Origin of the sequence: Massilia oculi (genome assembly GCF_003143515.1) — a bacterium.
GTDB classification, from domain to species: domain Bacteria; phylum Pseudomonadota; class Gammaproteobacteria; order Burkholderiales; family Burkholderiaceae_D; genus Telluria; species Telluria oculi.
Genome location: NZ_CP029343.1, coordinates 5,396,101 through 5,421,795, shown reverse-complemented (window position 1 = coordinate 5,421,795; position 25,695 = coordinate 5,396,101). Strand labels below are relative to the sequence as shown.

Below are 25,695 nucleotides of genomic sequence, written 5' to 3'. Positions count from 1 at the left end.
GTTCTTAGAGCGCGATGGCGACCTGCGCCGCCTGCCCCTTGCGCGCAGGGACCTGCACTTCGAGCAGGTGCTGCTGGGCGTTGAAGACGAAGCCGGCCTTGCGTCCGTCGACCGTCACGCCACGCGGCTTCGCCTGCACATTGTGCACCTTGAGCACGAAGGCGCGTTCCTTCGCCTGCATCGCCTTGCCGGTCTCGGTCCTGAAGCCGATCTCGAGCCGCTTGTCGGCGAACTTGCTGTCGAAGCGCACGATCTCATACTTGCCCTGCTCATAGGCGCCCGCCGTCTCGCCATCGTCGTCGTACAGCTTGCCGCTCGAACCGGCGACCGAGGCGTCGTGGTAATAGTGCAGGTCGATCTCACGGCCGGTGTAGTCGCGCGTGGTCTGCACCACTTTCGCCATCGGCACGAAGGCGCCGGCGCGCACGTAGACCGGGATATTGGCCTCGACCGGCTTCACGGTCTCGAGGATGCCGCCCTTGTGCGCCTGGCCGGTATGGAAGTCGAACCATACGCTGCCGCTGATCGGGAAGTAAACCTCGGCGCGGGTGGCGCCCGGATGCACGATCGGCGTGACCAGGAAGTCGGGGCCCCACAGATAGGTGGTCGAACGCTCGGCCGGCTGGGCCGGGTCTGTCTCGACGAACATCAGGGGACGCATCAGCGGCATGCCCGTCTGCTCGTTGTCGAAGGCGATGGTGTAGTTATACGGCAGCATCGCATAGCGCAGCCATACCGCTTCGCGCGCCAGCACCTTGGTGCGTTCGGAGCGGAACACCGGCTCGGACGCCACCGCCTCTTGCGCATGCGGACGGAAGACCGGCTGGAACACGCCATACTGCAGCCAGCGCACGTACAGCTCGTCGTCCAGCACCGCGCCGGCGAAACCGCCCAGGTCGGAGTGCATATAGGCCAGGCCCTGCATGCCCATCTGCAGCGAGATCTCCATCTGCGACTGCAAGCCGCCCCAGCTGCGGGCGACGTCGCCCGACCACGGGATCATGCCGAAGCGCTGCGAACCCGAGTAGCCGGCGCGCATCAGGATGAAGGGCCGCTCGGCCGGGAATTCCTGCCTGTAGCCTTCGGCGATCAGGCGCGCCCAGTCGTGGCCATAGACGTTGTGCACCTGGTCGGCCGAGCCGGTGGCGTGCTGCAGGCTCGAAGGATGCACCTCCGGCTCGCCCAGGTCGCCCCACCAGCCGGTGACGCCGCCCTTCTTGAGGTCGCGGTAGATGCTCCACCACCAGTCGCGACCTTCCTTCTTGTAGATGTCGATCAGGCCCGTGTTGCCGAAGTAGAAGTCATACGTGTACGGCTTGCCCGCCTTGTCGGTGGCCAGCACCTTCTTTTCCACCGCTTCGTCCCAGCGCTTCGACGTGGTCAGCACGAACGGCTCGGTGACCACCACCGTCCTGACGCCCTTCTCCTTGAAGTCGGCCATCATTTTCTCGGCGTGGGGGAAGGTGTCGCGGTCCCAGGCCAGGTTGCCCATCGTGCCCTGCACGGTCTTGCCGAACCAGTAGAGGTCGAGGATGACGGCGTCGAGCGGGATCTTCTCTTGCGCGAACTTGTCGACCACGGCGCGCGTCTCGGCCTCGGTCTTGTAGCCGAAGCGGCTGGCGAAGTTGCCGAAGGCCCAGCGCGGCGGCAGCGGCTGGCGGCCGGTCAGGCCGGTATAGCCGGCCATCAGGTGGTCCCAGCTGTCGCCGGCCACGACCTGGTAGGTCTTGCGTCCGCCGATCACCTCGTAGCGCAGGGTGCCGTCCTTGCGGCTGTCGAAGTCGAGCCAGCCGATCTGCGGATTGTCGAAGTGGATCGCGTACTTCCTGGACGACAGCGCGACCGGAATCGTGTAGTTGAGCAGCTCGGAGCGCTCGGCATAGCCGTAATGGGCCTTGTTGTAGAGCTGGAAGCGGTGGCCGCGGCGGTTCATGCCGACCGCACGCGCGCCGGCGCCGTACAGCGCCTCGCCGTCTTCCAGCGCGAATTCGATCGTGTCGTGGCCGTCGGCGCGCCCGAAGCCCCGCTTCTCGGCCACCAGCGGCTTGCCCTTGTAGGCATAGCTGATGCGGAACGGCCGCTTGTCGACGGTGACGCTGATGCCGCCATCGACGGCATAGGTGATGCGGCCGCCTTCGTCGCTGAGCGTGGCCTGCACCTGCACCGGCGCCAGGATCACCGCGTGCGAGGCCGGATCGAAGCGCTCGCCCTTGGGGATGAAGGTGGTCTCGACGATCGTGCTCGAATAGGGCTTGATCAGGTAGCGCCCATCGTTGGTCGCGATCTCGAGGGTATTCTGGTTGCGCGTCACGCCGGCCAGCTGGCGTTCGGCGTTCTGGGCGTATGCGAGCGGGCTGGCGGCGAGCGGGATGGCTGCAAGGCTGAGCGCGAGGCGAGACGTCAAGGCTTTGGTCATGTCTTCATTATCGTTGTGGTGAGATGCAGGCGAGAGCATGACAGAATTCCGTCCGCACAGACAGTCTTGACGCAAACGAAACGCCCCACGCTGCCCTGGGCAGACGTGGGGCGCTGAAGACAATCTGAAGCTTAATTGGTACCCAGGGTCAGCTGCATCAGGCGGCCCTGGCCGTCGGCGCGCTCGTTGGTCACCACGATGATGCGGCCGTCCGGATCCTGCATGAGCGCCGAGATCGAGGCCGTGCTGTACTCGTCGTCGGTCTTGCGCTCGTAGCCCGGCACCAGCGTCGAGATATCGGTCCAGGTATCGCCGCCGTCCTTCGACCATGCCAGGTAGGGACGGCCGTGCATCTTGTCGAAGCCGCCGACGACCAGGGTATCCGGCTTGCCCTTGAGCGGCAGGAAGGCGCCGATGTAGGGATAGCCCTTGCCGTCCGAGAGCGGCTCGTGGATCACGAACTTGAAGCTGTTGCCGTTGTCGGTGCTGCGCAGCAGGCCACCCTCGACGCCGACGAACACGGTCTGCGTATCCGGCACCGATTCGATGAACTGGACGTTGCGGTTCTCCATCTCGGGCAGGCTGACCGGCAGCTTGTCCTCGCTGGCCAGCGCGCCGCCGTCGCCCGTCAGGCGATAGGCTTCGACGAAGGCGAAGTCGAGCGGGCATTCGCCGCCGACCAGCACGCGGTCGCCCAGCACGTGGAACTTGGAGGGATAGCACATCTGCGAATCCTTCGAGCCGCGGATCACCTGCCAGGTATTGCCCTTGTCCTTCGAGGTCAGCAGGTTGTTGCCCCCGCCAGCATTGCTGTACAGGCGGCCGCCCGCCTGCTTGATGTCCTGAATCGACAGGGTCTCGCAGAAGTAGGGATTGCAGGTGCGCAGGTCGCCGTCGCGCGGCACGAAGCTCGCGGTATTGGCCACCAGGGTGCAGGTCGAGTGGCCGTCGCTGGCTTCAGGCGTGTCGGCCCAGGGCTGCATCAGCCACATGTCGCCGCCCACCATCTTGAGCTTCGGCGAACGCATGATGAAGTCGCCGACCGGGCCCATGGCGCAGGCGCCCAGGCCCACCGGGCTCCAGGTCGACGTGGCCGTCAGCGGCAGCTTCGCGCTCAGGACCGCCGAGCCCTCGGTCGCGCTGTTGGCCAGCGACAGATAGGCGCTGCCGCCGTAGAAGGCCACGCTGTCCATCGCGCGCGCGGTGCTCGAAAGCGCCTCGAGTCTGGTGGTCACCGGTGCCGGTTCCACCGCCACGGGTGGCGGTGGCGGCGGCGGCGGCGGCGGAGCCTGATGGTCGTTGCTCGAGCCGCCGCAGGCGGCCAGCAGCAGCGCGCAGGCCGCGCCGATAGCGGCGAGTGAAGTGTGTCGTTGCATCCGGGTCCCCAAATCTGTCATCACGACGGGGGGCCGGCATGGCCCCTGTCCAGAGTGGGGAATTCTAGGCAAGGCACTTGCCGTATTTGGCGGATTATTGTCGACGGAATGTCGTGAATGTGTAAGCGTACTGCATACGATGCGGCTAACCGGTCAGCCGCCAAGGTTCAGGAGCATCAGCTTGCCCTGGCCTTCGCCGAGCTCATTCATCGTCACCAGGATGCGGCCCTGCGGATCTTCGGTGATGGACTTGATCATGACGGTGGCGCCGGCGGGCGGCGTCTTGCCGTGGTTCGGCGTCAGGTTCGAGATGTCGGTCCAGGTCGCGCCGCCATCCTTCGACCAGGCCAGGTAAGCCATCTGGGTCGCCTTGTCGAAGCCGCCGATGACCATCGTGTCGGGCTTGCCCTTGAGCGGCAGGAACGAGGTGATGTAAGGGTAGTTCTTGCTGCCCGAAAGCGGCTGCTGGATCACGAACTTGAAGCTGACGCCATTGTCTTCGCTGCGCAGCAGGCCGCCCTCGACGCCGATGAACACGCGCCTGGTGTCCGCGACCGATTCGATGAACTGGACGTTGCGGTTCTCCAGCGCCGGCAGGTTCAGCGCCAGCCTGGCTTCGCTGGCCAGGGCGCTGCCGTCGGCGCTCAGCTGGTAGGCCTCGACGAAGGCCATGTCGAGCGGGCACTCGCCGCCGACCAGCACCCGGTCGCCGATCACGTGGAACTTGGTCGGAGTGCACACCATCGATGCCTTCTGGCCTCGGATCACGGTCCAGGTATTGCCGCCGTTGTTCGAGGTGAACAGGTTCACGCCGGCGCCCGGATTGCTGTACAGGCGCTTGCCGTGCAGCTTGACGTCCTGCATCGACAGGGTTTCGCAAAAGCCGCCGGTGCAGACGCGCAGGTCCTGGTCGCGCGGCACGAAGCCGTTACTGCTCGCCATCAGGGTGCAGGTCGAACTCTCGTTTTTCGATTCCGGCAGGTCGGCCCACGGTTGCATCAGCCACATATCGTCGCCCACCATCTTGAGCTTCGGCGCGCGCACGATGAAGTCGCCCTGCTTGCCCATGGCGCAGGCGCCCTGGCTGACCGGGGTCCAGCTCGAGGTACTGGTGACCGGCAGCGTCGCCTTGAGCACGGCCGAGCCTTCGGTCTTGCTGTTGGACAGCGACAGATAGGCGCTGCCGCCGTAGTAGGCGACGCTTTCCATGCCGCGTGCGGTGCTGGTCAGCAGCGTGAGGGTGGTGGCCGCCGGCGGCGGCTGGACCACGACCGGCGGCTTGGCGTCGTCGTCGTCCGAACCGCCACAGCCTGCCAGCAGCAGCGCGCAGCTCATGGCCATGGCGGTGAATTTGATGTGGTGATGCATGCGTGTCCCCTGGGTGGTCGTTTTGGCCAGGGGAATTCTAGGCAAGCGGCTACGCCGGTTTTCGGGTTTATTGTCGGAGGAATGTCGCGAAAGTGTAAAGACGGTTCAGCGCAGGTACGGCACCACGTTGCGCGCCACGCGCGCCGTCTCGGCGTCTTTTAGCGGCAGGCGCAGGAAGGCCTCCCACCCGTCCGGCGCCTCGCTGTCGCCGCGCGGATCCGAACCGTACAGCACCCGGTCCAGGCCGAGCTGGCGCAAGCGCCGCACCAGGCGCCGCGCCTCATCGGCCGGCAGGTCGGCCTGCACCACCGCCGCGACGTCGAACCAGACCTGGCGCATGCGCGGATCGCCGCGCGCGGCCGCCTCGGCCAGCACGGCCAGCGCTTCGCGCGCCGGCGTGTCGCCGAAGCCGGGACCGTTGCCGGCGAGATAGGACACCTGCACCGGCACATCGGGAGCAGACGGCAGCACCTGCTCCAGCAGCACGCGCGCCTGCGCGGCTCCATACGGCCGGCCGAGGGCGCGCGAGGCGCGCACGTCCATCACGATCGCCATGCCGCGCGCATTGGCGGCGCGGAAGACCTGGCGCAGGCGCTCGACGTGGCCTGGCTCATCGAGCTGGACGTCGGAGGCGGCGAAATCGAGCTTGATGCCGCGCCCGAAACCGGGGCTGGTGGCACAGCGCCCCAGCTCGAGCAGTGCGTAGTCCTTGAGCGGATTGAAGCTGCACAGGGCCACCAGGCGATCCGGATGGCGCGCGGCCTGGGCCGCGACCCAGTCGTTCTCGGCGCGCACGCGGGCGTATTCGTGGTCGATGGCGCGCGCCGGCAAGCCGTAGGCGTAGGCCGCCGACAGGACGGCCGCGCGGCCGACGCCGGCCGCGTCCAGTTGCGCCACCAGCGCGTCGGCGTCGACCGGCGCCAGCGCGGTCGAAGACGACATCCAGGCCGCGGCGGCAGGGCTGAACAGGTGCTGGTGGTGATCGGCGGCCGGCCGCAGTTGCGCCGGGCCCTCGCCCGCGCGCGCCGGAGCCGGCGCGGATACGGACACGAACGCGGCCGTGGCGGCGCAGAAGATGGCGCCGGTGGTGATGCTCAATCGCCTCATGCGAACCTCATGTCTGGAAACCCGAACCATGTTAGCGCAATGTCACCACCCGCTGTCAAGGCTGCGGATTCGACGCGGATGGCATAGAATCATCCGTTTTGCGCCGGCCTTGCCCGGCGCGGTTGTCAAAGGAATCATATGCAGCAGCAGTCGCAGCGCCTACCTACCCCGGGGGCCGCGCTCCCGGTCAGCCAGACCCGCTCCTTCCTCACCGTGGCCCTGATCGAGTTGTGGGAGCGCTTCGGCTACTACGGCATGCAGGCGCTGATCGTCTACTTCATGGTCCAGCGCCTGGGCTTCGACGATACCCGCGCCACCCTCGTGTGGGGCGCCGCGGCGGCCCTGATCTACGTGGCCCCGGCCATCGGCGGCTGGATCGGGGACAAGGTGCTCGGCACCCGCCGCTGCATGATCATCGGCGCCATCATCCTGTCGCTGGGCTACGCCCTGATGGGGATTCCGGTCAGTGGCACCTGGCTCACCTTCGTGGCGCTGGGCGTGATCGTGGTCGGCAACGGCCTGTTCAAGCCCAATACCGCCAACCTCGTGCGCAAGATCTACGAGGGCGACGACGCCAAGATCGACAGCGCATTCACCATCTACTACATGGCGGTCAACGTCGGCTCCACCGTCTCGATGCTGGCCACGCCGGCGATCAAGGACCATGTCAACGCCAGCTCCGGCGGCGACCTCGGCTGGCATATGGCGTTCGCCGTCTGCAGCGTCGGCCTGTGGGTGGGCCTGCTCACGGTCGGCGTGCTGCGCCGCACCGTGAGCCATATCGGTTCGCCGCCGGACGAGCTGCCGCTGGACTGGGGCAAGCTGGCGCTCGTGCTGGCCGGCGGCGTGCTCACCGTGGTCGCCTCGACCTTTATCCTCGAATACCAGTGGCTGGCGCGCCTGTTCGTCTACGTCGCCGGCCTGGTGGTGCTGGGCATCTTCATCCACCTGATCCGCACCAGCCAGGCCAGCGAGCGCGCCGGCCTGGTGGCGGCGCTGGTATTGACCTTGCAGACGGTGTTCTTCTTCATCTTCTACCAGCAGATGTCAACCTCGCTGTCGCTGTTTGCCCTGCGCAACGTCGACCTCGATTTCAACCTGTTCGGCAGCCACCTGTTCACCTGGTCGCCGGCCCAGTTCCAGGCGCTCAACGCGATCTGGATCATGGTTCTCTCCCCGGTGCTGGCCTGGATCTACACGCGTTCCAGCGGCAGCCGGCTGGACCTGTCGATCGCCGCCAAGTTCGCGCTCGGCTTCGCGGTGGTGGCCGCCGGCTTCTTCACCTACGGCTTCGCCGGCGCCTTCGCCGTGAATGGCCTCACCTCGTCGTGGATCATGATCGCGGGCTACGGCCTGTATTCGCTGGGCGAGCTGCTGGTGAGCGGCCTGGGGCTGGCGATGATCGCGCGTTACGTGCCGGCGCGCATGGGCGGCTTCATGATGGGCGCCTATTTCGTCGCGGTCGGCATCTCGCAATACCTGGGCGGCCTGGTCGCGACCATGGCCAGCGTACCGGAAGGGATGACGGATCCGCTGCAGACATTGCCGATCTATACCTCCCTGTTCAACAAGCTGGGGCTGGCGGCGATTGCCTGCACCTTGATCGCGCTGGCCGCGCTGCCCTTGATGCGGCGCCTGACCGCTGCGCATCACGCCCACGGCTGAGCGCCTATCCAGTAAGATGGCGGGGATTCCCACTCCCCGCCATCCCAGCATGTCTCTCATCCTCCCCAACCGCCAGCTCCAGCTCGCCGAGCGCGTGCACGCGATCGCACCATTTCGCGTCATGGAGATGGTCAAGGCCGCCGGCGAACTGAAACGCGCCGGCCACGACGTCATCAGCATGAGCGTCGGCGAGCCCGATTTCACCGCGCCCGACATCGTTGCCAACGCCGCCATGGAAGCGATTCGTGGCGGCGTCACCCAGTACACCGAGTCGCTGGGCCTGTTCGAGCTGCGCCAGGCGATCTCGGGCCACTACGCCGCGACCCAGGGCCTGGACATCGACCCGCGCCGCATCGTGATCACCGCCGGCGCCTCGGCCGGCCTGCTGCTGGCCTGCGCCGCGCTGGTGTCCGAGGGCGATGAAGTCCTGATGCCCGACCCCTCCTACCCCTGCAACCGCCATTTCGTGGCCAGTTTCGGGGGCCGGCCGGTGCTGGTACCCTCCTCGCACGAAGATCGCTACCAGCTCGGCGCCCACCACGTGGCCGACCTTTGGCGCGAGCGCACGCGCGGCGTGCTGGTGGCCTCGCCGTCGAATCCGACCGGCACCTCCATGACGCCGGACCAGCTGCGCGAGATGCTGGCGGCGGTGCGCGCGCGCGGCGGCTTCGCCATCGTCGACGAGATCTACCAAGGCCTGTCCTACGACCACCAGCCCGTGAGCGCGCTGGCGCTCGACCCCGACGCGATCACGGTCAACAGCTTCTCCAAGTATTTCAATATGACCGGCTGGCGCCTGGGCTGGCTGGTGGTGCCCGACAGCCTGGTACCGACCTTCGAGAAGCTGGCCCAGAACCTGTTCATCTGCGCGCCGACCGTGGCCCAGCATGCGGCCCTGGCATGCTTCCAGCCCGAGGCGCTGGCGATCTTCGAGGAGCGCCGGCGCGAATTCCAGCGCCGCCGCGACTACCTGGTGCCGGCGCTGCGCGAGCTCGGCTTCGGGGTGCCGGTGATGCCGGACGGCGCCTTCTATGTGTACTCCTACATCGACCGCGTGGCGCACCCGCTGCATGACGACAGCGCTGCGTTCAGCATGGCCGTGCTGCATGATGCCCACGTGGCGATCGTGCCGGGCGACGATTTCGGAGCGGCGGCGCCGCAGCGCCATGTCCGGTTTTCGTATGCGACGAAGTACGAGCGGATCGAGGAAGCGGTGGCGCGGCTGCGGCGCTTGTTTGCCTGACTGACCGTGGTCCCTACGGCGCCATGCCCGCCAGCAGCGCGATCAGCACGGTGGGCGCGACCGGCTTGACAAGGTAGCGGTCGAAGCCGGCCGCCAGCGCGCGCTCGCGGTCTTGCGGCTGGCCATAGCCCGACAGGGCGATCGTCAGCGGCCGGACGGCGCTCGCCTGCGCGGCGCGCAGGCGCGCCATCAGTTCCAGGCCGTCGAGGCCCGGCAGGCCGATGTCGCACACGATGGCGTCGAAGCGGCCTTCCAGCGCCAGCGCCAGCCCGGCGTTGCCGTCGCCGGCGATGTCGACCTGGTGGCCCTCGGCTTCGAGCAGCATGCGCAGCACGTCGGACGCGTCGGCATTGTCTTCCACGATCAGGATCCGGCGCGCGATGCCGGCAACCGGCGCCGCGCCGTCGGCCACGTTGCTGGACGCCGCGGCGCTCGACAGCGGCAGCGACACCGTGAAGGTGCTGCCCTGGCCCAGCCCCGGGCTGGCGGCGCCGACGCTGCCGCCATGCATGGTGACCAGGTTGCGCACGACGTTCAGCCCGACTCCGAGCCCGCCCTCCGAGCGCGCCAGGGTGCGCGGCCCCTGGGTGAACAGGTCGAAGGCGCGGCCGATGGTCTCAGAGGACATGCCGGAACCGTTGTCGTCGATGGTCACCGTCACGCCGCCCTCGGCGCGGACCCGGGCCGCGACCGCGATGCGGCCGCCATCCTGGGTGTATTTGGAGGCATTGTTGAGCAGATTGGTGAACACCTGGGTCAGGCGCACCCGGTCTCCCTCGACCACCAGGGTATCGGAAACCGAGGCGATCGCCAGTTCCTGGCCGCGCTCGCGCACGCGCGGCATGACCGTTTCCGCCGCGTGCTCGATCAGCTCGGCCAGCCGCAGCGGCTCGATCGCGAGCGTGATCTTTCCGCTGCTCAGGCGCGCGGCATCGAGCAGGTCGTCCAGCAGGCGCGCCATATGGCCCACCTGGCGCTGGATCACGCCGGTCAGGCGCTCCAGGGTGGTCGTGTTCACCGGCGAGCGCTCGAGCAGGCTGGCCGACACATTGATCGGCACCAGGGGGTTGCGCAGCTCGTGCGCCAGCATGGCGAGGAACTCGTTCTGGCGCCGGTTGGTTTCCTCGGCGTCGTCGCGCGAGGTCTGGGCGTCGACCGCGGCCAGCACCAGGTGCTCGTTCGCCTCGCGCAGGCTCGCCGTCAGCGCGAGGCTGGCCGCGAGCTCGCCGCGCAGCTGCGCGGCCTCGCGTTCCAGCGCCGCCAGGCGGAGCGCCAGGGTGCCGTCGTCGTTGCCTGGTGTCGCCGCCGTGAGATTCATTCAGACTGTCCCGCGCGAGATGGGCAGGCCGTGCAGCACGCCCTCGTACTCGGTGGCGACCGGGTCGATATGGATCCCGTCGTCGCCGATATGGAATTCGCGCAGTTCGGTGCTGTGGGCGCTGCCGCGCACCTTGACCACCGAGATGAAGCGGCGGATCTGGCCGCCGCTCTCGCCGAAACGCATCAGCACGATGGCGTCGGTGAGATAGGCGACATCGGCCTGGCCGAACCTGAGCTGGGTGAAGTCGTCGTCTAGCCCCATCGTCACCAGCACGCTGACGCCGCGCTTGGCCAGCGAGGACAGCATCTGGAACACGGTCGAGCGCAGCTGGTTGCGGCCTTCCGGCGCCAGGTACAGCGCCAGCTCGGACAGCGAATCGACCACCACCCGGCGCGCGCCGGTGCGGTCGATCGCCTCGTTCATCTCGTCGAGCAGCTCGTCGATCGTGAGGTCGATCTTGCGGCTCTCGACCATCTGCACGTCGCCGTTGGCCACCAGCCCGGCCAGCTCGGCGTTGCGCAGGCGCGAGGCGCCCTTCTCGAACGAGACCGCGACGCCCTTCTCGCCCTGGCGCGCGCCTTCTTGCAGGAAGCGGGTGCCGAGGATGGTCTTGCCGCAGCCGCTCGGGCCCGACACCAGCAGCGAGTGGCCCTGCGGCAGGCCGCCGTGGAGCAGCTTATCGAGGTCGGGCGTGCCGGTCGGGATCCGTCCGGCGTCGCGATCGACCCGGGCGCCCTGATGGTGGTCCGCCGCCAGCGGCGGCAGGATGCGCGGGTAGACGCGGATGCCGTCGTCCGTGATGCGGAAGGTGTGCGAGCCACCCAGGTGGGCCTGTCCACGCATCTTCACCACCCGCATCTTGCGCACCACCGAGTTATCCTCGTGCACCGGGGTCAGCGAAATCATGCCGTCGGCGACCGTCATGATCGGGCTGGCCTCGGCATCGCCATGCAGGTATTCGCCGATCAGGAAGGTGGTGGCCTGCCAGCTCGTCATGCGGGTGCCGAGATCCTGGATGAAGTGCTGCAGGTCGGCCACGCCCTCGTTGCCGGCGCGCGCCGTCTGCGCGACCGAGCGGAAGGAGTCGACGAACACCAGGCTCGGCGAAAAATCCTCGACCTCTTTCATCAGGCGCGCCAGTACGCCGCTGAAGTCGCCGGTGCGCAGGTCTTCGGCCAGGTTGACGTAGCGGACGCAATTGCCGACCATATCCATGTCGAAGAAGCTGTACTGCTGCTGGTAGCGCAGCATCTTGAGCGGCGGTTCACCCAGCACGGTGAAGAACAGGGCGCGGCGTTCGTTGCTGGCCAGCGAAAACATGATCTGATGGGCGAGCGTGGTCTTGCCCGATCCCGGCGGCCCGGCGATCAGGTTGAAGGAAAATTCGCTCAGCCCTCCCCCCAGCAGAACATCGAGCCCTTGCACGCCAGTGCTCAGCTTTCCAAGGGATACTTTATCGCTCATTACTTGTGCTCCTGTGCATTCTTCTCTTCCCCGTCACGTGCGGCGGCATCGAGCAGGCGCCGTGCGAGCGCCTGGCCGATCAGGGACGCCAGCAACTCGGTAAACGTCTGGAGCAGTGCCGCGTGCGCGGCTTTTGCGTGGTCGGGTGCCACGCTGGCGAGCAGCTCGTCCAGCGCGGTGATTTGGGAGTCGCGGGTCTTGCATGGCGGCGTGTCCGCCAACCATTTGAATTCTGGACCGACCAGACGGCATGCCCGCGCGTACAGCGCGCAGAAGCCGCTGTCACCGATGAGCGGACCCAACTGGTCGGCCAAGCGGCGCCAGGATTGGATGAGCTGGATATGCTCTTCAGAACGCCCGGGGCCGCCCTTACTCGTCATCATGTCTAGGTTGAATAGCAATTGCTGCCGTTTTCTTCATGAAAGGTCCATGCACACGCTCGCGCGGAATCGTCGTGCGCTCGCCCGGCGATAGGTTGACGAACATTATATCTTGGCTTCCTTCCATACCCACTAGTAACCGGCGATTAAAGTTGCCGCGCGCAATGCATCAGCACACGTATTTACGATACAAAACATGCGGTAGGCATGTGCCTGTTTCCCCGCTAAGATGTGTATCACCGAGCAATAATGCTCTTTATCAAGCAGGGGATCAATGAAAGTAACGAAGCTGGGCGCCGCCGTCTCGACGGCCGCCGTCGTGATGGGTCTGGCGTTCGCGCCGACGACCATGGCCGCAACGAGCGCACCTGCGGCGAACGCGGCTGCCGCCGCGGCCGATGCGCGATTCAAGGACATCTACACCAAGGAATGGAAGTGGCGCATCGCCGAGCGCCTGGCGCGCGACGAGAACGCACCGAACGCGCAGCCCGGGTATGCGCGGGTCGACGCCGCGGCCCAGGAAGCGCGCCGCGTCTACTGGGCCGGCATCCTCAAGGAACTCGATGCGATCCAGCCTGCCGCGCTCTCGCCCGCCGAACGCATCAACTTCGCCGTCTACCGCGCCCAGATCGCCTCCCTGCACGACGCCCAGCGCTTCCGCGAGTACGAACAGCCGGTCAACGCCGACACCGCGTTCTGGTCCGACGTCGCCTATGCCGCCCGCCGCCCGCTGAAGAGCGCCGACGAATACCGCAACTACCTGGCGATGCTCGAAGGCCTGCCCGCCTATTTCGACCAGGAGCTGGACAATATGCGCGCCGGACTGGCGCGCGGCTTCACCCCGCCGAAGGTCACCCTAGCCGGCCGCGAGGGCACCCTGACCTCGGTGCTTGATGCGAAAACGCCGCAGGACGTCGTGTTCTACAACCCGTTCAGGCAGATGCCGGCCGCGATGCCGGCCGCCGAGCAGGAAGCGCTGCGGGCGCAGGCGGTGGCCCTCATCCAGGACAAGATACGGCCGGCCTACGCCAAGGCGCTGGCCTACTTCCGCGACGAGTACGTGCCGAAGGCGCGCACCACGCTGGCGGCCCAGGACATGCCGGGCGGGAAGGCATACTACCAGTCGAAGATCGTGGAGTTCACGACGACCGGCCTCACGGCCGACCAGATCCATGCGATCGGCCTGGCCGAGATGGCGAAGATCCGCGCCGAGATGCACGACGTCATGAAGCAGGTCGGCTTCAAGGGCGACCTGCAGGCCTTCCTGCATTTCCTGCGCACCGATCCGCAGTTCTATGCCAAGACGCCGCAAGAGCTGCTCAAGAGCGCGGCCTGGACATCCAAGAAGTTCGACGCCAAGGCCGACCAGTTCTTCGGCCACCTGCCGCGCCGCCGCTTCGCGATCGTGCCGGTGCCGGACGACCAGGCGCCGTTCTGGACCGCGGGCCGCGGCGGCCCCGGCACCTACTGGGTGAACACGTACAACCTGCCGGCGCGGCCCCTCTACAGCCTGCCGGCCCTGACCCTGCACGAGTCGGCGCCGGGCCATGCCTTCCAGATCCCGCTGGCGCAGGAACAGCAAGGCGTGCCGCCATTCCGCCGCGCCTATATCTCGGCCTATGGCGAAGGCTGGGCGCTGTACACCGAGCGCCTGGGCACCGAGATGGATATCTACGAGACCCCGTACGAGGTCTTCGGCATGCTCAGCTACCAGGCCTGGCGCGCCTCGCGCCTCGTGGTCGACACGGGCGTGCACGCCAAGGGCTGGACCCGCGAGCAGGCCCAGGACTACCTGCTGCAGAACACCGCGCTGTCGAAGCACGAGGTGGAGACCGAAGTGGACCGCTACATCTCTTGGCCGGGCCAGGCGCTGTCCTATTACCTGGGCCAGATGGCGATCCAGGAAGCGCGCGCGCGCGCCGAGAAGGCGCTCGGGCCCAAGTTCGACATCCGCCACTTCCACGACACCGTGCTGCACGTGGGCTCGGTGCCGCTGCCGGTGCTGCAGCAGCGGATCGACCAGTTCATCGCGGATGGCGGACCGAGTCCGTATCCGAAGGAAGGCTGATCGTTTCATGACAAAGGGGCCGCAGCGCGGCCCCTTCTCTTACTTGTCGAACAGCTTGAACTTCAGCTGGAACGAAATCCCGCCATACAGCCGGTCCTTGTAGTTCGGGATGATCCCGACGTTCACCCCAACCCGCTTGTATTCATAGGTCAGCGTCGGGATCGCGCCCGGGAACCAGCCGCCGTCGCGGGTCTTCGGATAGCCGTCGAAGGCGGCCAGCGCCAGTCCCACGCGCACCGGGCCGACCGCATACGGCTGCCAGATCACGCCCGCGTAATTCGACCAGGCGCGGTCGCTGTTGTAGAAGCGGCCGGCAGTGGCCGTCATCGTGCCCTTGAAGCGGTACTCGAAGGCCAGGCCCTTGTTGTTGTCGTTCAGGTCCTTGTCGCCGTCGAAGTGGGCGGTGTAGAAGCCGGTGTCGATCCACAGCTCGCTGACGGGCGGCGGGTCGATCCTGGTGAAGAAGTCAGCGGCGGTGGCCGCAGGCGCGGCAAGGCAGGCGGCGCCCAGCAGCGCCAGGGAACATAAAGCACGGCTCAATCGTCGGCTCCGGGATCAAGGTGGGGAAACATCACTTCGGTGAAGCCGAAGCAGGAAAAGTCGCGGATCCGCATCGGATACAGGATGCCCAGCAGGTGATCCACTTCGTGCTGCACCACCCGCGCATGGAAGCCTTCGGCGTCAACCACGATGCGCTTGCCGAACTGGTCGAAGCCTTCGTAATGCAGGCGCGTATGGCGCGGCACGCTGCCGCGCAGGCCGGGCACCGACAGGCAACCCTCGAAGCCCTCTTCCAGCTCGTCGGACAGGGGCGTCAGCACGGGATTGATCAGGACCGTCTCGGGCACCGGCGGCGCGTCGGGATAGCGCTGGTTGCTGCCGAAGCCGAAAATCACCAATTGCAGGTCGACGCCGATCTGCGGCGCGGCCAGGCCGGCGCCGTTGGCGGCGTGCATGGTCTCGAACATGTCGGCGATCAGCGCATGCAGTTCGGGCGTATCGAATTGCGTCACCGGCTGCGCGACCCGCAGCAGGCGCGGATCGCCCATCCTGAGGATCTCGCGCACCGTCATGCCGGGCCCCGTCCTTCCAGCAAGCCGGTCAGCGAAGCGCGGAAGCCCTTGGCCGTTTCCGGGTGCTTCAGGCCGATCGCGGCCGTGGCCTGCAGATAGCCCAGCTTGGAACCGCAATCGTAGCGCTGGCCGGCGTAGCGGTAGGCCAGCACGCGTTCGTTGCGCATCAGGGCCGCGATACCGTCGGTAAGCTGGATCTCGCCGCCCGCGCCCTTGCCGATGTTTTCCAGGTAGCCGAAGATCGACGGCGACAGCACGTAGCGGCCGACCACGGCCAGGGTCGATGGCGCGTCCGCAGGCTGCGGCTTCTCGACGATGCCCGACACCAGCTCCAGGTCCTGGCGGTAAGCCGAGGCGCTGACGATGCCGTACTGGCGGGTGTGCTCGCGCGGCACGTCCTGCACCGCCAGGATGCTGCAGCGCTCATAGCCATAGACGTCGGCCATCTGGGCCAGCACCGGTTTCTGGCCGTCGGCGGTGTCCATGAAGTCGTCCGCCAGCAGCACGGCGAACGGTTCTTCGCCCACCACCGGACGCGCGCACAGCACGGCGTGGCCCAGGCCCAGGGGCGACGACTGGCGGATATAGATGCAGTTGACGTTCTTCGGGATCACGCCGCGCACGGTCTCGAGCAGGGCATGCTTGCCGGCCGCCTCGAGCTCGGATTCGAGCTCGTAGGCCTTGTCGAAATGGTCTTCGATGGCGCGCTTGTTGCGCCCCGTGATGAAGATCAGTTCAGTGACGCCGGCGGCGACCGCCTCTTCGACCGCGTACTGGATCAGCGGCTTGTCGACGATCGGCAGCATCTCTTTCGGCTGCGCCTTGGTCGCCGGCAGGAAGCGGCTGCCCAGGCCGGCAACGGGGAATACGGCTTTGCGGATCAGGTTCATGTAGTCCAGTATGGATGGTTGTTATTGCACTTATGTGACTGCGCCTGTCACTGCCCCAGCAGCGCCAGCAGCGCCGCCTCGTCCAGGATCGTGACGCCCAGCTCCTCGGCCTTGGCCAGCTTGCTGCCCGCATCAACGCCGGCCACCACGTAGGAAGTCTTCTTCGACACCGAGCCCGACACCTTGCCCCCGGCCTGCTCGATCAGCGCGCCGGCCGCATCGCGGCTCATGGTCGGCAAGGTGCCGGTCAGGACGAAGGTCTTGCCGGCCAGCGGCCCCTCGGGCGCGGCCGCCGCCGAGGCTTCGGGCAGGGATTCCAGCAGCGAGCGGCGCAGGGCCGCCAGCGCCTGCAGCCGCTCCCGGTTCTCGCGCACCGCCATCCATTCCTCGAGCGCCGCCGCGACCGTCGCCGGCAGGCCGAAGATGCCGAAGTCGGTGCGCACGCCAATCTCTTCCAGCGTCTGGCCGGCGCCCACCACCTGGCGCGCGCGCGGCTCGGTCAGTTTCGGAATGTCGAGCGCGGCCAGCAGCTTGATCTCGTCGAGCTTTTCGCGCAGCTGCGGTTTCGGCGGATGCTCGCCCTTCGGCCCCACGCCCGCTTCCAGCAAGGCGTTCAGGGCGATCTGGTTCTTTTCTTCGGCGAAGAACTCGGCGATCGATTCGGCCACCGTGCCGCCGATGTCGGGCAGCACGCGCAGCAGCGCGGCGGGCGCGCGCCGCACCAGGTCCAGGCTGCCGAGCCAGTCGGCCAGCGTCTTGGCGGTCGACTCGCCCACGTGACGGATGCCGAGCGCGAACAGCAGGCGTTCGAGCGGCGGCTGCCTGCTGGCGGCGATCGCGGCCAGCAGGTTGTCGGCCCACTTGGTGGCGACCTTGCCCTGTTTAACGGTTTCGGGCGTGGTGCCGTCGCGCTCGTCGGCCAGGCGCTTCATCTTGAGCAGGTCATCGAGCGTGAGCTTGTACAGGTCGGCCACACCCTTGACCAGGTTCGCCTCGACCAGGCTGTCGATATAACGGTCGCCGAGGCCCTCGATGTCCATCATGCGGCGACCGGCGAAGTGGCGGATCGCTTCCTTGCGCTGGGCCGCGCAGGTCAGGCCGCCGGAGCAGCGGGCGATCGCCTCATCGGCTTCGCGCACCACGTGCGAACCGCATACCGGGCATTGCTTCGGCAATGCATAGACCGCCGGCTCCGGGGTCAAGCGGCGCTCCAGCACCACCGACAATACCTCGGGGATGACGTCGCCGGCGCGGCGCACGATCACGGTGTCGCCCACGCGCACGTCCTTGCGCCGTACCTCGTCTTCGTTGTGCAGGGTGGCGTTGGTGACGGTGACGCCGCCGACCGAGACCGGCAGCAGGCGCGCCACCGGCGTGATGGCGCCGGTGCGGCCGACCTGCACCTCGATCGCCTGGACCGTGGTCAGCGCTTCCTCGGCCGGGAATTTGTGGGCCAGCGCGAAGCGCGGCGCGCGCGAGACGAAGCCCAGCGCGCGCTGGTCCTCGATGCGGTCGACTTTATAGACCACGCCGTCGATCTCGTAGGGCAGCGACTTGCGGCGTTCGCCGACGTCGCGGTAGAACTCGAGCAGGCCGTCACGGCCCGCGACCACCTTGCGCTCCTTCGCCACCGGCAGCCCGAGCGCCTCGAACCAGTCGAGCAGGCCCGAATGCGTGTCCGGCAGGTCGGCGCCGTCCACCTGGCCCACGCCATAAGCGAAGAAACGCAGCCGGCGTTCATTGGTGATGCGCGCGTCCAGCTGGCGCAGGCTGCCGGCGGCGGCATTGCGCGGATTGGCGAATTCCTTCTGGCCGGCGGCGCGCTGGCGCTCGTTCAGGGCCTCGAAGTCGCGCTTGAACATCAGCACCTCGCCACGCACCTCGAGCACGGCCGGCGCCTCGCTGCCGTGCAGCCGCATCGGGATCACGCGCACGGTGCGGATATTGGCGGTGACGTCCTCGCCCGTGTAGCCGTCGCCGCGGGTGGCCGCCTGCACCAGGCGCCCATCCTCGTAGCGCAGGCTGATGGCCAGGCCATCGAACTTCAGTTCGGCGTTGTAGACGACCTGGCGTACCTCGAGGCCTTCGCGCGCCTTGCGGTCGAAATTATCGATGTCCTCGTCCGTGAAGCCGTTGTTCAGCGACAGCATCGGCACCGCATGGGTGACCTGGCCGAACTCGGGGGACAAGGCGTCGCCCACGCGCCGGGTCGGCGAGTCGGGGTCGATTGCTTCCGGATGCGCCGTTTCCAGCGCCAGCAGCTCGTGGAACAGCTTGTCGTACTCGGCGTCGGGAATCGTCGGCGCGTCCAGCACATGGTAGTTGTAGCTGGCGCGGTTCAGTTCCGCGACCAGCCATGCCATCCGTTGGCGGTCATTCTGTTGCTCTTGCACGGTCACCGCACGTCCTCAGCTGAACAGGCGCAGCGCGCGGGTCGAGCCGGCCGGAATGTCGGCCGCGTCCATCTCCTGGTAGAACTCGCCCACCTGGGCCTTGATCTCATCCAGCGCCTCATCCACCAGCGGCTGGTCGAAATCGTCGACGATGGTCGCGTCCAGGCGCTGCGTCAGGCCGCGCGCCGTTTCGACCATGCGGCCGAAGCCGTCGCGGGCCGGGGCGACGCACGGCACGTCCAGCAGCAGGGTCAGGCGCGAGGTGGTGTCGGCGCCCAGGGTGACGTTGGTCGACAGCGTGAACAGCACGCCGCCGCCCGCGCTTTCCTTGTCGGGCATCGCGAAGCGGCCGTCCGGACGCACGTCGAAACCCGCGTTCTCGAGAGCGCCGATCAGCGTCGACATCGCCCACGGCGCGCCATTCGCGGCCAGGTTCACGCCGAGCTGGGCGTCGTGGCCGGCCACGAAGCGGTGCAGGATGCGCGCCTCGGCCATCACCTCGATCATGTCCGGCACTTCCGGCTCGGCCCCGATCTCGTCGGCCACCGCGCGCAGGCGGGTGACCAGCTCGGAGTATTCGAGTTCGTTCAGCGCCGTGGTGCGGGTCGCCATCTGCACGCCTGCTTGCAGCTTGGTGTACACGCCGCCATGCACGATCGGTTCCCAGTCGCCGCTGACGGCGAAGCCGATGTAGTGGATCGGCTTGTTGCCGACGCGGCGCAGCGTTTGCAGGGTCGGCAGGATCTTGTCGCCGCGGACAGGCGTTTCGAGCGAGAGGGGAATCAGGCAGTCGATCAGCGGATCGACCAGGCATTCTGCCAGTTCGGCCGGCGGCATGCCGGGACGGGTACCCGGCAGCGAGGCGGCCACCGCATCCTGGGCGGCGCTGGCGCCGGGGGCGCGGTAGGTGGTGGCGGGAGCGCTGGCGGTCGGCGCGACCGGCGCTGACGGCGCCGCCGGGGCCGGCGCGATGGCCGGCGTCGGCGTGTCCAGCAGCGGCTCGGGCTTGACGTCGGCCGGCACGAAGGCGTCGGCGTCGAGCACGGGTTCCTTGGCGACCACCGGCGCGTTGTCGTGCCGGTCGGCCTTGAGGTCGGCTTTAAGGTCCGCCTTAAGGTCGGACTCAAGCACCGGCTCGTGGCGGTCCACGGCCGGGGCGTGCTCGCCGTCGCGCATCAGGACGTCGTCGTGGTCGGAGGCGAAGGCGCGTTCGACGCTCTTCCTGGCCTTGTATTCCTGCCACTTGTTGTAGGTGATGACGCCGACGACGAAAACGCCGCCGGCTGCGATCAGGCTCATTTGGAAATCAGTCATGCTGCGTGTGCCTCAATAGCGAAATTCGCGCCGGACGCCGGATCCTGCTGTCGTGCGCGAAGGTTGATTCGATCGAAATGCCATCCGTGCGGGCGCTCCCCACGAAAACTCGTGCCATCATACCAACTCCCCGCCCGGATGCCATGGATAGGCTTTCAACCCGGCTTTCAACCCGGCTCTCAAGCCGGCTCGCAGGCGGGCAAGGCCACCATGACCTCGCTGCCCAGTCCCTCGCCCGCGCTCGACGCGCGCACCCAGCCGCCGTGCAGGTGCACCAGTTTCTTTACCAGCGCCAGTCCGATGCCCAGCCCGCCCTGCGCCCGGTCGGGCGTGCGCTGGCCCTGGCGGAACAGCTCGAAGACGCTGTCGACCAGGTCGGGCGCCATGCCGATCCCATTGTCGCCGACCGCGATCTCGACCATCTTGTCCACCTGCACCAGCGTGACGACGATACTCCCGCCCGGCGGCGTGTACTTGGCGGCATTGGCCAGCAGGTTGGCGATGACCTGGACCAGGCGCTTGCGATCACCATGGACGCAGGCGCCGTCCGCATGGTCGACGATCGCGAGCGCATGCGCGCGCGCCTCGACCAGCGGGCGCGCCTGTTCGACGGCCTCGTCGACCAGCAGGCGCGCCGCCACGTCTTCCTGCACCAGCGCGATCAGGCCACGCGTCACGCGCGACACGTCCAGCAGGTCGTCGATCAGGCCGGTCATGTGGGTGGACTGGCGCGCGATCACGCGCCCGATGTGCTCGACCCGCGCCGGATCGGCCTTGGCCAGCGGCAGCAGCGCCGCCGCGCTGCGGATCGGCGCCAGCGGGTTGCGCAGCTCGTGACCCAGCATGGCGAGGAATTCGTCCTTGCGCTGGTCGGCCTCGCGCAGCGCGTCCTCGGTCAGCTTGTGCTCATGGATGTCGGTGCAGGTGCCCATCCAGCGCTGGATGCCCCCATGCGCGTCGCGTACCGGCAGGGCGCGGCCCAGCACCCAGCGATAGCCCCCGTCGCGGTGGCGCAGCCGGTATTCGATTTCGTAGGGTTCGCCGGTGACCAGGGAATGACTCCACCTGGCCCAGGCGACCTCCTGATCGTCCGGATGGAACATGCCGTTCCAGCCTTCGCCGTCGGTCGACCCGTACGGCACGCCGGTGAAGGCGTACCACTGGTCGTTGTAGTAGTCGTGGAAGCCGTCGGGGAGAGTTGACCAGACCATTTGCGGCATCGCGTTCGTGATCGCACGAAAGCGTGCTTCGCTCTCCGCCAGCGCGCGCTCGGCGGCACGCGTGGCCGAGATGTCGACCACCACCGCGAAGCCCTGGCGGCGGTCGGCCAGCAGGTTGCCGGCGCCGACCAGCACCGGGATGCAGCGGCCGTCGCGGTGCAGGAATTCCTTTTCGATCAGCGGCATGACCCCGTCCTCCCGCAAGCGCGCCAGGCCGGCATCGTCGACCTCTCGCCATTGTGGCGGCGTCAGCGCGCGCCACGACAGGCCGGCGCGCAGGTCGTTCCGGCCAAGCCCCAGCATGGAGAGAAAAGCGTCGTTGCAATCGAGGATGTCGCCGTCCAGCGTGTAGCGCACCACGCCGACCGGACTGAGTTCGATCAGGCGCCCCAGTTCGCGCGCCGCCTGGTCGCCCTGCTGCGGGGCCGCCGCGGCGACGCCCAGCACGCCGACGATGGCGCCATCGGGCTCGCATACCGGCGACAGGGCCAACTGGACGCGCGTCGCCAGCTCCACCTCGGTGCTGGCCTGGGCCAGGCTGCCGTCGAGGATACGGGCGGCCAGCCCGCTGGCGCCGGGCGGAAGCGCCGCGGGCGGCATCCATGCGCCGGCAATTGCGGCCGGCGCGCCGTTCAGCAGCGCGGTATACGCCACATTGGCCGCGATCATGCCGCCGTCGGCGCGCACGATGAACATCGGCGCCGGCGACGCGCCGATCAACCGCACACCCTGCTCCAATGCTGGTGAAATGGCGGGAAACTGGGGAAGTCGGGAGTGATCGGTCATTGCAAGCATTCATACGGTGGAACAGGCCCCGGCACAGCCGAGCCAGTGTAGCATGGCGAACCGGGTAGCCAGCGTCCGCTCAGGCGGCCGCCAGGTCGGCGGCCGACTCCATGTCCACCGCGACGATGCGCGAGACGCCCTGCTCCTGCATCGTCACCCCGATCAGCTGGCTGGCCATCTCCATCGCGATCTTGTTATGCGAGATGAACAGGAACTGAGTGTGCTCGGACATGCGCTTGACCATGCGGCAGAAGCGTTCGGTATTGGCGTCGTCCAGCGGCGCGTCGACCTCGTCCAGCAGGCAGAATGGCGCCGGGTTCAGGCGGAACATCGAGAACACCAGGGCGGTCGCGGTCAGCGCCTTCTCGCCGCCCGACAGCAGGTGGATGGTGGCGTTCTTCTTGCCCGGCGGCTGGGCCATGACCTGCACGCCGGCGTCCAGGATCTCGTCGCCCGTCATCACCAGCCTGGCGTTGCCGCCGCCGAACAGGATCGGGAACAGTTCGGAGAAGTGGCCGTTGACGCGGTCGAAGGTGTCCTGCAGCAGGTCGCGCGTCTCGCGGTCGATGCGGCCGATCGCGTCTTCGAGCGTGGTAATGGCTTCGTTCAGGTCGGCGTTCTGCGAATCCAGGAAGCGCTTGCGCTCGGTGGCCTGGGCCAGCTCGTCGACCGCCGCCAGGTTGACCGCGCCCAGGCCGTTGATGGCATTCGTCAGCCGCGTGACTTCGCCCTGCAGGTACTGGGGCTTCAGTTCCGGATCGAGCTTTTCGCTCAGTGCCGCCTCGTCGGCGCCGGTGGCGGCCAGCGCCTCGGCGAACTGCTCCTGGTTCAGGCGCGCGGCCTGTTCCTTCAATTGCATCTCGGTGATGCGGTCGCGCTGCGGCTGCAGGCTGCGCTCGGACCCCATGCGCGCCTCTTCGGCCGCGCGCAGTTGCTGGGCGACTTGGTCCAGCTCGTGGCGGGCGTCGGACAGCGCCACTTCCTGTTTCGTGCGGCGCTCGAGCAGCTCTTGCAGGCCTTCGTGCGCGGTGCCGCTTTCCAGGGCTTCCAGTTCCAGGCGCGCCTGGGCCAGGCTGGCGCCGACCTGTTCGGCCTGGGTGGCGGCGGTCGCCATCGTGCGTCGCAGTTCCTCGATGCGGCTGCGCTGGGCGCGTTCGGCGAACTGCGCCTCTTGCGCGCTGCGTTCCAGCTCGCGCAGGTGCTCGCGCGCGCGGCCAAGCGCCTGCTCCTGTTCGAGGAAGGCGGTCTGGCCCGCTTCGTGCGCTTCCTGCAGCTCGGCCAGTTCCAGGTCGAGCTGTTCGAATTCCTGTTCGGCGTCAAGCTGGGCCTGGCGTTGCTCGGCTTCCTGGGCCGCGATCTCGGACAGGTCGTCCGCGATCTGGCCGCTGCGCTGGTTGAAGCGGGCCTCGATCTCGCTCTGCTTGAGCACCTCGATCTGCAGCGCATGTCCCTCGCGCTGCAAGGTGGCCACGCGGCCGCGGGCATCCTGCAGCCGGCGCGCCAGGTCGGTGACGGCGGCATCCGCGCGGACCGCGCGCGCGCGCGCCTCGTCGGCCAGCAAGGCCTGCGCCTTGAGCTGCTTGGCCGTATTCTCGATCTCGTGCTGGCGCGCCAGCATGCCGTCCTGCTCGGCGTCCGGCGCGTGGAAGCGCACGCTGGAACGGGTCACCAGGTGGCCCTCGCGGGTAACGAAGGCGGCGCCCTGCGGCAAGCGCGCGCGCTCGGCGAAGGCCTGGGCCGCGTCGTGGGCGACATACACCCCATGCAGCCAGTCTTCGAGCACGCCGCGCACGCCGGCGTCGTTCACGCGCAGCAGGCTCGAAAATGGCTTGAAACCGTCGGGTGGCGCCGGATGAGCGCCCGCCTGCGGCGCGTACAGCGCCAGGCGGGCCGGTGGTGCGTCAAGCACGAAGGCCTTGGCCCAGTCGATGTTCGACACTTCGAGGGCGCCGGAGCGCTCGCGCAGGACGGCCTCGAGCGCGGTCTCCCAGCCCTCTTCCACGTCCAGCTTTTGCCACAGGCGCGGCAAGCCGGCCAGCTCGTGCTTCTCGAGCCAGGGCCGGACCTTGCCCTGGGTCTGCACGCGCTCCTGCATCTGGCGCAGCGCGTTCAGGCGCGCCTCCAGCTGGGCGTTGGCGGCGGTTTCATGCTGCACCTGGGCGTGCGCCTCCTTGCGTTCGAGTTCGACCGCTTCCTGCCGGCCGGTCGCCTCCTCCAACAACATGGTCTGTTCTTCCAGCGCCATCTGCCTTTCTTCCAGCTGCAGGCGCAGGTTGTCGAGGGTCGCGCTGTCGGGCAGGTTGAGGCCATTGCGCTCCTGCTGCAGCCGTTCGCGCCGCGCCGCCAGGTTGTTCAGGATGCCGGCGGCGTTGCGGCCGTGGGCCGAGGCCAGCTCGATGCGCTGCTGGACCTGCATGATGCGCGCGCGCGAGGCGGTCGCGCGTTCCTGGCCGGCGCGCCAGGCCGCTTCCAGCTCGGGCAGGCGCTCATTGTGGACCTCGACCGCGATCTGGGCGCCTTCGGCGCGCGCGGCCAGTTCCTCGAGCTGCATCTCCGCCTCTTCCTGGCCCTCGCGCTGCTCCTGCTCCTGCGCCAGCCATTGATCGCGCTGGGCGGTGAGCGTGACGATCTGGTTCTGCAGGCGGGTGCGCGACTCGACCACGAACTTGATCTGCGCCTCCAGGCTGCCGATCTCGGAATTGATCTGGTACAGGGCGCCCTGCGCCGTGTGCAGGCGGTCGCCGGCGGCGAAGTGGGCCTGGCGCAGGTGTTCGAGATCGACCTCGACGCTGCGCAGCTTGGCGGTCTGCGCTTCCAGGGCCGTTTGCGCCTCTTCCATCTCGCGGAAGAATTTCACCTGTTCGGCCTTGGCCTCGTTCTTGCGCATCAACCAGAGCAGCTTCTGCTTTTCTTCCTGGTCGGCCTGCAGTTGGCGGAAGCGATTCGCCACCGCCGCCTGGGCTTCCAGTTTTTCGAGGTTGGCGTTGAGTTCACGCAGGATGTCCTCGACCCGCAACAGGTTCTCGCGCGTGTCCGACAGGCGGTTCTCGGTCTCGCGGCGCCGTTCCTTGTATTTCGAGACGCCGGCCGCTTCCTCGAGGAAGACCCGCAGTTCTTCCGGACGCGATTCGATGATGCGCGCGATCATGCCCTGGCCGATGATGGCGTAGGCGCGCGGACCGAGACCGGTGCCGAGGAAGATGTCCTGGATGTCGCGCCGGCGCACCGGCTGGCCGTTGATGTAATAAGTGGACGTGCCGTCGCGCGTGAGCGTGCGCTTGACCGCGATCTCTGCGTACTGGCCCCACTGGCCGGCGGCCTTGCCGGCGCTGTTGTCGAACACCAGTTCGACCGAGGCGCGGCCGGCGCTCTTGCGGTGGGTGGAGCCGTTGAAGATCACGTCCTGCATCGACTCGCCGCGCAGTTCGGAGGCTTTCGACTCGCCCAACACCCAGCGCACCGCGTCGATGATATTGGATTTGCCGCAGCCGTTGGGACCGACCACGCCGACCAGCTGACCCGGCACCTGGAAATTGGTGGGATCGACGAACGACTTAAATCCCGACAATTTGATGGAAGAGAGGCGCACGTGGCTCGGCTATGACGGTAGA

At 67.6% G+C, this 25,695-nt stretch carries 17 protein-coding genes; 3 read left to right on the top strand and 14 right to left on the bottom strand.

All coding sequences use genetic code 11. From position 1 onward, the window contains the following. Nucleotides 1-4: 4 nt before the first annotated feature. The 4 genes from DIR46_RS24315 to DIR46_RS24300 all read right to left on the bottom strand — a co-directional run bounded on the left by DIR46_RS24315 (nt 5) and on the right by DIR46_RS24300 (nt 6,267). Entirely contained in the window at nt 5-2,416 is a 2,412-nt protein-coding gene (locus DIR46_RS24315) for a glycoside hydrolase family 31 protein (protein ID WP_229446393.1), read from the bottom strand. A 131-nt stretch (nt 2,417-2,547) separates the two neighbouring features. After that, nucleotides 2,548-3,792, bottom strand: coding sequence for a WD40/YVTN/BNR-like repeat-containing protein (locus DIR46_RS24310; RefSeq protein ID WP_229446392.1), 1,245 nt, complete (start codon nt 3,790-3,792; stop codon nt 2,548-2,550). Nucleotides 3,793-3,945: 153 nt separating this feature from the next. Then, nucleotides 3,946-5,160 carry a beta propeller repeat protein gene (locus tag DIR46_RS24305; protein WP_229446391.1) on the bottom strand — a complete coding sequence of 405 codons (1,215 nt, stop codon included), beginning with the start codon at nt 5,158-5,160 and terminating at the stop codon, nt 3,946-3,948. Between the two features lie 105 nt (nt 5,161-5,265). Beyond that, nucleotides 5,266-6,267 carry an amidohydrolase family protein gene (locus DIR46_RS24300; RefSeq protein ID WP_109347531.1) on the bottom strand — a complete coding sequence of 334 codons (1,002 nt, stop codon included), beginning with the start codon at nt 6,265-6,267 and terminating at the stop codon, nt 5,266-5,268. A 138-nt stretch (nt 6,268-6,405) separates the two neighbouring features. Between DIR46_RS24300 and DIR46_RS24295 the strand changes: the two genes are divergently transcribed. Together DIR46_RS24295 and DIR46_RS24290 are read left to right on the top strand one after the other, a co-directional pair. Further along, complete coding sequence (locus DIR46_RS24295; protein WP_109347530.1) at nt 6,406-7,932, top strand: peptide MFS transporter; 1,527 nt, start codon at nt 6,406-6,408, stop codon at nt 7,930-7,932. A gap of 49 nt (nt 7,933-7,981) precedes the next feature. Then, nucleotides 7,982-9,175 (top strand): pyridoxal phosphate-dependent aminotransferase, encoded by a 1,194-nt coding sequence (locus tag DIR46_RS24290; RefSeq protein ID WP_109347529.1) that lies wholly within the window; start codon nt 7,982-7,984, stop codon nt 9,173-9,175. A 13-nt stretch (nt 9,176-9,188) separates the two neighbouring features. On the opposite strand, the gene DIR46_RS24285 is transcribed toward DIR46_RS24290, so the two are convergent. The 3 genes from DIR46_RS24285 to DIR46_RS24275 are packed head-to-tail and all read right to left on the bottom strand — an operon-like array spanning nt 9,189 to nt 12,343. Further along, a complete protein-coding gene (locus DIR46_RS24285) occupies nt 9,189-10,493 on the bottom strand; it encodes a hybrid sensor histidine kinase/response regulator (RefSeq protein WP_109347528.1) in 1,305 nt (434 codons plus the stop codon). Continuing rightward, nucleotides 10,494-11,960 (bottom strand): DUF7125 family protein, encoded by a 1,467-nt coding sequence (locus DIR46_RS24280; RefSeq protein WP_109347527.1) that lies wholly within the window; start codon nt 11,958-11,960, stop codon nt 10,494-10,496. It abuts the gene before it with no gap. Continuing rightward, the gene (locus DIR46_RS24275) at nt 11,960-12,343 is read right to left on the bottom strand and encodes a hypothetical protein (protein ID WP_109347526.1); all 384 of its coding nucleotides are present in this window, start codon (nt 12,341-12,343) and stop codon (nt 11,960-11,962) included. Before DIR46_RS24275 ends, DIR46_RS24280 begins: the two co-directional genes overlap by 1 nt. A 271-nt stretch (nt 12,344-12,614) precedes the next feature. On the opposite strand from DIR46_RS24275, the gene DIR46_RS24270 reads away from it, so the two are divergent. Then, the gene (locus tag DIR46_RS24270; RefSeq protein WP_109347525.1) at nt 12,615-14,408 is read left to right on the top strand and encodes a DUF885 domain-containing protein; all 1,794 of its coding nucleotides are present in this window, start codon (nt 12,615-12,617) and stop codon (nt 14,406-14,408) included. A 39-nt stretch (nt 14,409-14,447) separates the two neighbouring features. Here DIR46_RS24270 and DIR46_RS24265 read toward each other — a convergent pair whose 3' ends face one another. The 7 genes from DIR46_RS24265 to smc form a co-directional block, all read right to left on the bottom strand. Continuing rightward, nucleotides 14,448-14,948, bottom strand: coding sequence for a hypothetical protein (locus tag DIR46_RS24265; protein ID WP_109347524.1), 501 nt, complete (start codon nt 14,946-14,948; stop codon nt 14,448-14,450). After that, complete coding sequence (gene def, locus DIR46_RS24260; protein ID WP_109347523.1) at nt 14,945-15,481, bottom strand: peptide deformylase; 537 nt, start codon at nt 15,479-15,481, stop codon at nt 14,945-14,947. Before def ends, DIR46_RS24265 begins: the two co-directional genes overlap by 4 nt. Next, complete coding sequence (gene galU / locus DIR46_RS24255; protein ID WP_109347522.1) at nt 15,478-16,371, bottom strand: UTP--glucose-1-phosphate uridylyltransferase GalU; 894 nt, start codon at nt 16,369-16,371, stop codon at nt 15,478-15,480. The genes def and galU overlap by 4 nt, the downstream gene beginning before the upstream one ends. A 47-nt stretch (nt 16,372-16,418) precedes the next feature. After that, the gene (gene ligA, locus DIR46_RS24250; RefSeq protein ID WP_502560180.1) at nt 16,419-18,770 is read right to left on the bottom strand and encodes an NAD-dependent DNA ligase LigA; all 2,352 of its coding nucleotides are present in this window, start codon (nt 18,768-18,770) and stop codon (nt 16,419-16,421) included. A 9-nt stretch (nt 18,771-18,779) separates the two neighbouring features. Then, nucleotides 18,780-20,078, bottom strand: coding sequence for a cell division protein ZipA C-terminal FtsZ-binding domain-containing protein (locus tag DIR46_RS24245; RefSeq protein WP_109347520.1), 1,299 nt, complete (start codon nt 20,076-20,078; stop codon nt 18,780-18,782). Between the two features lie 179 nt (nt 20,079-20,257). Then, nucleotides 20,258-22,024 (bottom strand): sensor histidine kinase, encoded by a 1,767-nt coding sequence (locus DIR46_RS24240; RefSeq protein ID WP_162819622.1) that lies wholly within the window; start codon nt 22,022-22,024, stop codon nt 20,258-20,260. A 139-nt stretch (nt 22,025-22,163) separates the two neighbouring features. Beyond that, nucleotides 22,164-25,673: a chromosome segregation protein SMC gene (gene smc, locus DIR46_RS24235; RefSeq protein ID WP_109347518.1), complete on the bottom strand. Its 3,510-nt coding sequence runs from the start codon at nt 25,671-25,673 to the stop codon at nt 22,164-22,166. Nucleotides 25,674-25,695 lie beyond the last annotated feature (22 nt).

Bases quoted from the DNA above. Each gene is read 5' to 3' on its own strand.
- DIR46_RS24315 (WP_229446393.1), bottom strand. From the start codon at position 2,416: ATGACCAAAGCCTTGACGTCTCGCCTCGCGCTCAGCCTTGCAGCCATC.
- DIR46_RS24310 (WP_229446392.1), bottom strand. From the start codon at position 3,792: ATGCAACGACACACTTCACTCGCCGCTATCGGCGCGGCCTGCGCGCTG.
- DIR46_RS24305 (WP_229446391.1), bottom strand. From the start codon at position 5,160: ATGCATCACCACATCAAATTCACCGCCATGGCCATGAGCTGCGCGCTG.
- DIR46_RS24300 (WP_109347531.1), bottom strand. From the start codon at position 6,267: ATGAGGCGATTGAGCATCACCACCGGCGCCATCTTCTGCGCCGCCACG.
- DIR46_RS24295 (WP_109347530.1), top strand. From the start codon at position 6,406: ATGCAGCAGCAGTCGCAGCGCCTACCTACCCCGGGGGCCGCGCTCCCG.
- DIR46_RS24290 (WP_109347529.1), top strand. From the start codon at position 7,982: ATGTCTCTCATCCTCCCCAACCGCCAGCTCCAGCTCGCCGAGCGCGTG.
- DIR46_RS24285 (WP_109347528.1), bottom strand. From the start codon at position 10,493: ATGAATCTCACGGCGGCGACACCAGGCAACGACGACGGCACCCTGGCG.
- DIR46_RS24280 (WP_109347527.1), bottom strand. From the start codon at position 11,960: ATGAGCGATAAAGTATCCCTTGGAAAGCTGAGCACTGGCGTGCAAGGG.
- DIR46_RS24275 (WP_109347526.1), bottom strand. From the start codon at position 12,343: ATGATGACGAGTAAGGGCGGCCCCGGGCGTTCTGAAGAGCATATCCAG.
- DIR46_RS24270 (WP_109347525.1), top strand. From the start codon at position 12,615: ATGAAAGTAACGAAGCTGGGCGCCGCCGTCTCGACGGCCGCCGTCGTG.
- def (WP_109347523.1), bottom strand. From the start codon at position 15,481: ATGACGGTGCGCGAGATCCTCAGGATGGGCGATCCGCGCCTGCTGCGG.
- galU (WP_109347522.1), bottom strand. From the start codon at position 16,371: ATGAACCTGATCCGCAAAGCCGTATTCCCCGTTGCCGGCCTGGGCAGC.
- DIR46_RS24245 (WP_109347520.1), bottom strand. From the start codon at position 20,078: ATGACTGATTTCCAAATGAGCCTGATCGCAGCCGGCGGCGTTTTCGTC.